The organism is Brevundimonas sp., assembly GCF_013823285.1.
In the GTDB taxonomy this organism is placed as follows: domain Bacteria; phylum Pseudomonadota; class Alphaproteobacteria; order Caulobacterales; family Caulobacteraceae; genus Brevundimonas.
The window spans coordinates 1-7,560 of record NZ_PNLV01000108.1 but is presented as its reverse complement, the minus strand read 5'-3'; the positions used below and the strand labels follow the sequence as shown (position 1 = coordinate 7,560).

The window sequence follows — 7,560 nt, the reverse complement described above, 5'->3', positions numbered from 1 at the left end:
GATCACATTGACCACATTGGTGCCGCCGCCGCCGGAGTAGCTGTTCTCCCAGTGGAAGCGGGAGATGGACTCCATGCCGTCGCGGGTCATGACAGCCCAGGCCGCCGCGCCCACGCCGAGACCGCCGGTGACCGCCAGCAGGCCGTCACGCAGCCTGCGCGGGATCGAGCTTTCGGCCGGCGAGGTCTTGGGCATCAGATTCAGCGCCAGCAGCAGCAGCAGGATCGTCACCACCTCCACCGAGATCTGGGTCAGGGCCAGGTCGGGGGCGGACAGATAGACGAAGGTCAGGGCGATGGTGGAGCCCACCACGCTGATGAAGATCAGGGACAGGAACCGCGCCCGGTGGGCCACCACCACCGCAAGGGTGGCGGCGATCAGCACCAGCCAGGCGATCATGGCGACGGGGGTGGCGGCGATGATCTCGCGCGTGCCCTCGCTGTGGTTCGCAGAGAAGAAGCCGGCGATGCCGACCACGATTGCGGTTCCCACGAAGAAGGCCAGGTAGCGCTGCAGGGATGCGTTGTGCACCTTCAGGGTCAGGCGGCGGCAGGCGGCGGCCAGGGTCTCCACGACGGCGTCGAACATGGCCTTGGCCTCGGGCACGCCGAGGCGGGTCCAGATCGCTTCCAGATTGCGGTGACGCCACAGGAGCAGGGCGCCGACGCCGACGGCGAAGACACTCATGAACAGGGCCGGGGTGACGCCGTGCCACAGGCTGAGCGAATAGTAGGGCAGCTCCGCGCCGATCATGACTCCCGCCGTCGCCGCCACGATGGGGCCGGCGAACAGGGCGGGCATGAGCCCGATCAGGACCACCAGCGCCGTCAGGACCGCGGGCGGCCCCCACAGGCCGATGCCCGGATCGTGGGGTTTCTTCGGATAGTCGTCCCGCTTCGGTCCGAAATAGACGTGGATGACGTAGCGCAGTGAATAGGCGACCGAGAGCGTGGCCCCCAGGGTCGCCAGCACCGGAAACACCCATGGCTGGCCCAGCCAGACGGTGTGGGCGGCTTCCTCCAGCATCATCTCCTTGGAGATGAAGCCGTTCAGCGGCGGGATGCCGGCCATGGACAGGCCCGCGATCAGGGCCAGGGTCCCGGCGATGGGCATGAGGCTGAACAGCCCGCCCAGCCGCTTGAGGTCGCGGGTGCCGGCCTCGTGGTCGACGATGCCCGCGTTCATGAACAGGGCGGCCTTGAAGGTGGCGTGGTTGATGATGTGAAACACGCCCACCACCGCTGCGACCGGGGTGCCCAGACCGAACAGCATGGTCAGGAAGCCCAGATGGCTGACCGTGGAATAGGCCAGAAGCCCCTTCAGGTCGTCCTTGAACAGGGCGATGCAGGCGGCGACCACCATGGTGACGAGGCCCGTGCTGGCCACGATCAGGAACCAGGCGTCGGTGCCCGCCAGCACCGGCCAAAGGCGAGCCAGCATGAAGACCCCGGCCTTCACCATGGTGGCCGAGTGCAGATAGGCGCTGACCGGGGTGGGGGCGGCCATGGCGTGGGGCAGCCAGAAGTGGAACGGGAACTGGGCCGACTTGGTGAAACAGCCGCCCAGGATCAGCAGCAAGGCGGGCAGATACAGCGGCGAGGCCTGGATCGCCTCGCGGTTCTCCAGGATCACGGTCAGGTCGTAGGACCCGGCGATGTTGCCCAGGATCATCAGGCCGCCGATCAGGCTCAGCCCGCCCGCGCCGGTGATGGCCAGGGCCATGCGCGCGCCCTGCCGCCCTTCGGGCAGGTGCCGCCAGAAGCCGATCAGCAGGAACGACGACAGGCTGGTCAGCTCCCAGAAGATGAGCAGAAGCAGGATGTTGTCGGACAGGACGATGCCCAGCATCGCGCCCTGGAACAGCAGCAGATAGGTGAAGAACCGCCCCATGGGGTCGGCCTTCGACAGATAGAACCGGGCGTAGACGATGATCAGCAGGCCGATGCCCAGGATCATTCCGGCGAACATCAGCCCCAGCGGGTCGAGGAAGAAATTGGCGTTCAGCCCCAGGGACGGCACCCAGTCGATGCGCGCCTGGATCACCTCGCCGGCCATGACCGCCGGAGCCATGGTCGCCAGGATGATGATGGCGGTCAGGGTCACCAGCCCGGCCGCAAGGGCGCAGGCGTCGCGGCCCGCCCGGATCGCCAGGGCGGGGGCCAGGGCGCCGATCAGCGGCAGGACGGCCAGGAAGGCAAGCAGCAAGGCGGCTCCTCGGAATCAGTCCGGAACAACGATCACCCGTTCCCGAAGGCGTTTTGCTAGCGGGTAACAGCTGCGTTTAGAAGACCTGAGCGTCCGATTTCGACGCGGTGCGCAAGGTTCGCGCGCGTCATGAATAAAGAGTGGTCCCGATGTCGAAATTCGCCGTCCTGTTCGTCTGTCTGGGCAACATCTGCCGCTCGCCCCTGGCCGAGGCGGCGTTCCGGCTTGAGGCGGAGCGGCTGGGGCTGGCGGTCGAGGTCGATTCGGCGGGCACGGGGGACTGGCATCGGGGCCATCCGCCGGACCCCCGCGCCCGGGCCGTCGCCCGGCGCAACGGGGTGGACATCGGCGGCTATCGCGCCCGGCAGGTGAGGGGCGACGACTTCGCCCGCTTCACCCACATCGTGGCCATGGACGGAGACAATCTGGCCAGTCTCGCGCGAATGAAGCCCTCCGGCGCGCAGGCCGAGCTCAGCCTGATGCTGGAGCACGCGGGCCGGGCGGGGGAGCCGGTGGAGGACCCGTATTACGGCGGCGATGACGGCTTCGACGCGACCTGGGCGGACGTCAGCGCGGCGGCGCGCGGGCTGGCTGAGGGTCTGCGGCACGGCGGCGCTTGACTCCGAAGGGTTCCCGGCACAGGGAAGACGGGCTCTCGCGGGAGAGATCGAGGTCCTGATTCCGGGCTTCGGAGCCGAAGGCGCAACCGCCCCGGAAACGCTCAGGCAAAAGGACCGCGACAGCTCAGGAACGCTGGAAAGCAGCCCTCGGGCTCGCCGACGGAGCAAGTCTTGTCATCCCGGACGGTGCGGAGCGCCGAGCCGGGACGGGACGGAATCTCTCAGGCTTCAGGACAGCGGGGGCGCGTGACGGGCGAAGCTTCGCCCGGTGCGCCGCCGACCCACCCCAGCCGGAGCGCGCCATGAGCGACCAGACCCTGAAGACCACGCCGCTGAACGCCGCCCACCGATTGCTGGGCGCGCGTATGGTGCCGTTCGCGGGCTATGACATGCCGGTCCAGTACGAAGGCGTGCTGGCCGAGCACCGCTGGACCCGCGAGCACGCCGGCCTGTTCGACGTCTCGCACATGGGCCAGGCGAAGCTGACCGGCGCCGACGCGGTGGCGCAGTTCGAGCGCTTCGTGCCGGGCGACTACGGGATCGTGAAGGCGGGCCGCCAGAAATACTCCCTGCTGCTGAACGACCAGGGCGGGATCATGGACGATCTGATGGCGGGCAAGCCCGACCACGACGGCCTGTTCATTGTGGTCAACGCCGCCTGCAAGGACGCCGACTTCGCCCACATCGAGGCCGGGCTTCAAGGCGAGGCGAAGCTGACCCGGCTGGACCGCGCCCTGCTGGCCATCCAGGGCCCCGAGGCGGCCGAGGTGATGGCGGCGCACGAGCCCGTGCTGGCCGAGTTCGGCTTCATGGACTGCGCGCGGCTGATGCTGTTCGGGGCAGACTGCTTCGTCTCGCGTTCGGGCTACACCGGCGAGGACGGCTACGAGATTTCGGTCCCGGCGGACCAGGTCGAGCGCATCTGGAACACCATCCTAGAGGACGCGCGGGTCAAGCCCATCGGCCTTGGCGCGCGGGACTCGCTGCGGCTTGAAGCCGGTTTGCCGCTGTACGGCCACGACGCCGACGAGACCACCAGCCCCGTGGAGGCGGCCCTGACCTTCGCCCTGTCGAAATCGCGCAAGGAGCGCGCCGACTTCCCCGGCGCCGACCGCATCCTGAAGGAGCTGGACGGCGGCCTGTCGCGGGTCCGCGTCGGCCTGCATGTCAAGGAAGGCGCCCCGGCCCGTGAGGGCGCGGAGATCGCCGATGCCGACGGCGCGGTCATCGGCAAGGTGACCTCGGGCGGGCCGTCGCCGACGCTCGGCAAGAACATCGCCATGGGCTATGTGCCGCCGGCGTTCTCGGAGATCGGGACCGCCCTGACCGTCATCGTGCGCGGCAAGCCGCTGGCCGCCGAGGTGGTCGCCACGCCGTTCGTCGCCAACCGCTATTATCGCAAACCCAAGTCCTGAACTCAGGCCCGCAAGGAACCAGCCAATGCGTTACACCAAGGAACATGAGTGGGTCCGTCTGGACGGCGACGTGGCCACCGTCGGCATCTCCAAGCACGCCGCCGATGCGCTGGGCGACGTGGTGTTCGTCGAGACCCCGGAAGTGGGCAAGACCGTGAAGGCGGGCGACAGCTTCGCCGTGGTCGAGAGCGTCAAGGCGGCCTCGGACGTCTACGCCCCGGTCGCCGGCGAGGTGGTCGAGGCCAACGCCGTGCTCGCCTCGGCGCCCGAGACGGTCAACGCCGACCCCCAGGGTGACGGCTGGTTCGCCCGGATCAAGGTGGCCGACGCCTCGGCTCTGGACGCCCTGATGGATCAGGCGGCCTACGACCAGTATCTGACCACGCTCTAAGCCCCTTTCAGCACGGACCTCCCCGCCATGCGCTACCTCCCCCTGACGCCTGACGACCGCGCGGCCATGCTGGCCGCCATCGGGGCGAAATCCGTGGATGACCTGTTCGTGGACGTGCCCCAGGCGGCGCGGCGCGACGGCTTCGTGGACCTGCCCCGCGTGATGGGGGAGCTCGAGGTCGAGCGCAGCCTCAAGCGCATGGCGGGCAAGAACACCGTGGCCGGGGATGCGCCGTTCTTCTGCGGGGCCGGGGCCTATCGCCACCATGTGCCGGCGACGGTGGACCACATCATCCAGCGGTCCGAGTTCCTGACCAGCTACACGCCCTACCAGCCGGAAATCGCCCAGGGCACGCTGCAGTACCTGTACGAATTCCAGACCCAGGTGGCGAACCTGACCGGCATGGGCGTGGCCAACGCCTCGCTCTATGACGGCTCCACCGCCATGGCCGAGGGCGTGCTGATGGCCACCCGGGTGACGCGCCGGAACAAGGCGGTGATCTCGGGCGGGGTGCATCCGCACTATGTGTCGGCCACCGAGACGGTGGTCCACGCGGTGGGCGTCGAGACCCAGGCGCTGGACCCGGCCATCGACGCCGAGGACGCGGTGATCGCGGCCATCGACGCCGACACCGCCTGCGTGGTGGTGCAGACGCCGAACGTGTTCGGCACGGCCACCGACGTGACCAGGATCGCCGAGGCCGCCCAGGCCGCGGGCGCCCTGCTGATCGTGGTGGTGACCGAGGTGGTCTCGCTGGGCCTGCTGAAATCGCCGGGCGAGATGGGCGCGGACATCGTGGCGGCCGAGGGCCAGTCCATCGGCAACGCCCTGAACTTCGGCGGACCGTACGTCGGGCTGTTCGCCACCCGCGACAAACTGGTGCGACAGATGCCCGGCCGCCTGTGCGGCGAGACGGCGGACGCGGAGGGGCGGCGCGGCTTCGTCCTGACCCTGTCCACCCGCGAGCAGCACATCCGTCGTGACAAGGCGACGTCCAACATCTGCACCAACTCCGGGCTGTGCTCGCTGGCCTTCACCATCCACATGAGCCTGCTGGGCGAGACGGGCCTGCGCCGCATGGCCCTGCTGAACCACGAGAAGGCGCTGGCGACCCGCGATGCGGTGGCCTCGGTGCCGGGCGTGGAGGTGCTGACCCCGCGCTTCTTCAACGAGTTCGCGGTGAAGCTGCCGAAGAACGCCGCCGGGGTGGTCGATCAACTGGCCGAGCGCGGCGTACTGGCTGGCGTGCCCTATGGCCGCCTGAACCCCGGCGCCGGGTTCGACGACGTGCTGCTGATCGCGGCGACCGAGACCACCACCGACGACGACATCCAATCCCTGAAGACCGCCCTGGCGGAGGTTCTGTGATGAGCACCATGAACACTGTGGGACGCCCCACGACGCCGAACACGGTCGAGACCAAGCCCGACACCCTGACGGGCGGCCGCGGTCTGCTGCAGGACGAGGCGCTGATCTTCGAGGGCGAGGGCTGGGGCAAGACCGGCGTCGACCTGCCGGAGCCGAAGACTGACGGCGGCGATCTGGGCGGTCTGGTGCGGGCCGATCCCATCGGCCTGCCGGGCCTGAGCGAGCCCGAGGCCATGCGCCACTATGTGCGGCTGAGCCAGAAGAACCACGCCATCGACCTGGCCATCTATCCGCTGGGCTCGTGCACCATGAAGCACAACCCGCGCCTGAACGAGAAGATGGCGCGCCTGCCGGGCTTCTCGGACATCCACCCGCTGCAGCCGCAGTCGACGGTGCAGGGCGCGCTGGAGCTGATGGACTCCCTGTCGCACTGGCTGACCACCCTGACCGGCATGCCCGCCGTCGCGCTGTCGCCCAAGGCCGGCGCCCACGGCGAGTTGTGCGGCCTGATGGCCATTCGCGCGGCGCACCGGGCGGCGGGTCACGGCCTGCGCTCGGACAAGCCCCGCAACAAGGTGCTGGTGCCCACCAGCGCCCACGGGACCAATCCCGCCACCGCGGCCTTCGTCGGCTATCAGGTGGTGGAGATCGCCCAGACCGACGACGGGCGCGTGGATCTGGCGGACCTCGCGGCCAAGCTGGGCGACGACGTGGCCGCCATCATGGTGACCAATCCCAACACCTGCGGCCTGTTCGAGCGGGACATCCTGGAGATCAGCCGCCTGACCCACGAGGCGGGGGCGTATTTCTACTGCGACGGCGCTAATTTCAACGCCATCGTCGGCCGGGTGCGGCCGGGCGATCTGGGCGTCGACGCCATGCACATCAACCTGCACAAGACTTTCTCCACGCCCCACGGCGGCGGCGGACCGGGCGCGGGCCCGGTGGTGCTGTCCGAGGCGCTGGCGCCCTTCGCCCCGGCCCCCTGGGTGGTCGGCGGCAAGGACGGCTTCAAACTGGTGGAGTTCGCCGAGGACGAGGCCGAACAGGCGTTCGGTCGCCTGTGCGCCTTCCAGGGCCAGATGGGCATGTATGTGCGCGCGCTCAGCTACATGATGAGCCACGGCTCGGACGGCCTGCGTCAGGTGGCCGAGGACGCGGTGCTGAACGCCAACTACATCAAGGCCCGCCTCGAGGACCTGATGAGCCCGGCCTTCCCCGAGGGTCCGTGCATGCACGAGGCCCTGTTCGATGACGAGTGGCTGAAGGGCACGGACATCACCACCCTCGACTTCGCCAAGGCGATGATCGACGAGGGCTTCCACCCCATGACCATGTACTTCCCGCTGGTGGTGCACGGGGCGATGCTGATCGAGCCGACCGAGACGGAATCGAAGGCCGAGCTGGACCGCTTCATCGAGGCCATGCGCGCGCTGGCGACGGCGGCCAAGGCCGGAGACGTGGACCGCTTCAAGGGCGCGCCGTTCCACGCGCCCATGCGCCGTCTCGACGAAACCCGCGCCGCCCGCCAGCCGGTCCTGCGCTGGACCGCGCCGGAGGG

At 69.0% G+C, this 7,560-nt stretch carries 6 protein-coding genes and 1 riboswitch; of the genes, 5 read left to right on the top strand and 1 reads right to left on the bottom strand.

Annotation, left to right across the window (positions count from 1 at the left end; all coding sequences use genetic code 11):
• On the bottom strand, positions 1 to 2,205 hold a 2,205-nt coding region (mbhE, locus tag C0461_RS12250; RefSeq protein WP_292107352.1), incomplete at its 3' end, for a hydrogen gas-evolving membrane-bound hydrogenase subunit E.
• Between the two features lie 149 nt (positions 2,206 to 2,354).
• Between mbhE and C0461_RS12245 the strand changes: the two genes are divergently transcribed.
• The 5 genes from C0461_RS12245 to gcvPB all read left to right on the top strand — a co-directional run.
• The gene (locus C0461_RS12245; protein ID WP_292107349.1) at positions 2,355 to 2,825 is read left to right on the top strand and encodes a low molecular weight protein-tyrosine-phosphatase; all 471 of its coding nucleotides are present in this window, start codon (positions 2,355 to 2,357) and stop codon (positions 2,823 to 2,825) included.
• A 28-nt stretch (positions 2,826 to 2,853) separates the two neighbouring features.
• Positions 2,854 to 2,952: riboswitch (glycine riboswitch) on the top strand.
• A 175-nt stretch (positions 2,953 to 3,127) separates the two neighbouring features.
• Positions 3,128 to 4,240, top strand: a complete 1,113-nt coding sequence (gene gcvT, locus C0461_RS12240) for a glycine cleavage system aminomethyltransferase GcvT (protein WP_292107346.1) — start codon at positions 3,128 to 3,130, stop codon at positions 4,238 to 4,240.
• Between the two features lie 25 nt (positions 4,241 to 4,265).
• On the top strand, positions 4,266 to 4,631 hold the full coding sequence (gcvH, locus tag C0461_RS12235; protein ID WP_021697338.1) for a glycine cleavage system protein GcvH: 366 nt from the start codon (positions 4,266 to 4,268) through the stop codon (positions 4,629 to 4,631).
• Positions 4,632 to 4,658: 27 nt separating this feature from the next.
• Positions 4,659 to 5,999 carry an aminomethyl-transferring glycine dehydrogenase subunit GcvPA gene (gene gcvPA / locus C0461_RS12230; protein WP_292107343.1) on the top strand — a complete coding sequence of 447 codons (1,341 nt, stop codon included), beginning with the start codon at positions 4,659 to 4,661 and terminating at the stop codon, positions 5,997 to 5,999.
• Positions 5,999 to 7,560 (top strand): aminomethyl-transferring glycine dehydrogenase subunit GcvPB (gcvPB, locus tag C0461_RS12225; protein WP_292107341.1); only part of this gene is annotated, 1,562 nt, incomplete at its 3' end. The genes gcvPA and gcvPB, both read left to right, overlap by 1 nt.

Excerpts from the sequence above, each read along its gene's own strand:
- C0461_RS12245 (WP_292107349.1), top strand. The coding sequence starts at position 2,355 with ATGTCGAAATTCGCCGTCCTGTTCGTCTGTCTGGGCAACATCTGCCGC.
- gcvT (WP_292107346.1), top strand. The coding sequence starts at position 3,128 with ATGAGCGACCAGACCCTGAAGACCACGCCGCTGAACGCCGCCCACCGA.
- gcvH (WP_021697338.1), top strand. The coding sequence starts at position 4,266 with ATGCGTTACACCAAGGAACATGAGTGGGTCCGTCTGGACGGCGACGTG.
- gcvPA (WP_292107343.1), top strand. The coding sequence starts at position 4,659 with ATGCGCTACCTCCCCCTGACGCCTGACGACCGCGCGGCCATGCTGGCC.